This window comes from Billgrantia kenyensis (assembly GCF_013697085.1).
Classification (GTDB): Bacteria; Pseudomonadota; Gammaproteobacteria; order Pseudomonadales; family Halomonadaceae; genus Halomonas; species Halomonas kenyensis.
Genome location: NZ_JACEFT010000074.1, coordinates 1 through 1594, shown reverse-complemented (window position 1 = coordinate 1594; position 1594 = coordinate 1). Strand labels below are relative to the sequence as shown.

At 57.7% G+C, this 1594-nt stretch carries 1 protein-coding gene; it reads right to left on the bottom strand.

The window, feature by feature from the left end; all coding sequences use genetic code 11:
- Positions 1–213: 213 nt before the first annotated feature.
- Positions 214–1497, bottom strand: a complete 1284-nt coding sequence (locus H1D44_RS20635; RefSeq protein WP_181517143.1) for an IS110 family RNA-guided transposase — start codon at positions 1495–1497, stop codon at positions 214–216.
- Positions 1498–1594 lie beyond the last annotated feature (97 nt).

The following is a 1594-nucleotide window of genomic DNA, read 5'->3' as shown; positions in this document are numbered from 1 at the left end:
AACGGGCTACCTGCGGTTGCCGTTGCATCATGGACAAAAAGATCCTTACTGATGTCAGCATAGCTCAGACATCAGCAAGGCAAATCATTCCTGGCAGCCCGCCATATCCGGATCGGTGGCTCACCATAGTGACAGGAGTCCGAACCAAGGTGTTCGGCTCGACAGGGCTTAACAGAGGCTCATGGCATCCTGGCGGGCGGGCTCAACCATTATCTACGGGGTCCTTGCGGCCCTACGGCTTTGTAGAGAAGTCCCGCCGCCAGGAATGCAGTACTCATGATAGCCGCGATAGTCGACGTCATGCTTGATCAGGGCATGTGCCACCCGCGCCATCTTCACCGCCACGGCCGTCAGCCCTTTTCGTTTGAGATCGCCATCGGTCGGGTCTTTGCCGACGTAGCGGTCGAATTTGGTGTGAAAGCTGTTTTCTCGCATCCGGATGGCGACTGTCGCCGCGAGCCAGTAGGCATAGCGCAGCCGAGCATTGCCACGCTTGGCCAATCGGTAGCGACTGCACGTGTTGCCGCTCTGCGATGCGGCGAGGTTGAAACCACAAAACTTCAAGTATTGGCGATGGTGCGAGAAACGCCGCAGGTCCCCGCTCTCCGCCAAAATCATCAAGGCAATGATTGGCCCCACGCCGGGAAGCGTCTGAAGGCGAGCGAAGTCCTTGTTATCTCTCAGGCACGTCGTTGCCATCGCCTCCAAGGCCTGACGTTGCTCGGTCAGTGAGAGGTACTGCTTCACCTGAAGCCGGAAAGTGTGCACCGCGGGAGAATCCGGCACGACCGGCAGGCCCATGCTGGTCTGAGCTGCTTCGTAGATGCCTTCTAGAAACTGCTGCTTGGCTACCTTGCGCCCCACGCTCTCCCAGGCGGCTTCGACAAACGCCTCGCGGGTCAACGCGATGATATTGGCTGGTGTGGGAAACGCCAGCAGGAAATGACAGAACCAGTGGGCTCGGGACGCACTGAGATAGCGTTCCATCTCCGGGAAGTACAGCGCCAAGTAGTGGTTGACCAGGCTATGCTGGCAGCGTGTTCGGGCTCGAGCGACCTGCTGGTAGGTATTCGAGATCTCCTGGAGGTCGAAGTATCCTTCGCGGAGGGGATCATGAAAGGGATGTGTTATGCCTTGGGTCAGCAGATACATCAGAACACGCGCATCCTTTCGGTCATGCTTGTCCCACGAGGTATACAAGGCTTCTCGAACCCGAGCGCCTGCCAAAGATGAGGCGAGGTGCACCGATATCCCTGCCTGAGCCAGCCGGTAGGCAATAGGCCGATGAAAGTCCGCTGTGGGCTCCAGCACGGCCAGCACAGGGACGTCCTGCTGTTGCAAGAATTGAATGAGGTCGTCGTGCCCAGCGCGTGTGTTGGGCATTTTAAGCACCTTTTCACGACCATCGGGCCAGCGAACCAGTACATCGTGGTAACGCTTGGCAATATCGATCGCGACACACACGGTGTCTGGCATAAGCTGAGTGGAGGCAGTCATCGTCGGTCTCCTTGTGATGATGTGGGTCACACAAGGATCTCTTAGGCCACGATGGCTGCCGCTAACCAGAATGCAGAATGTTCCGTAGGTACTACGG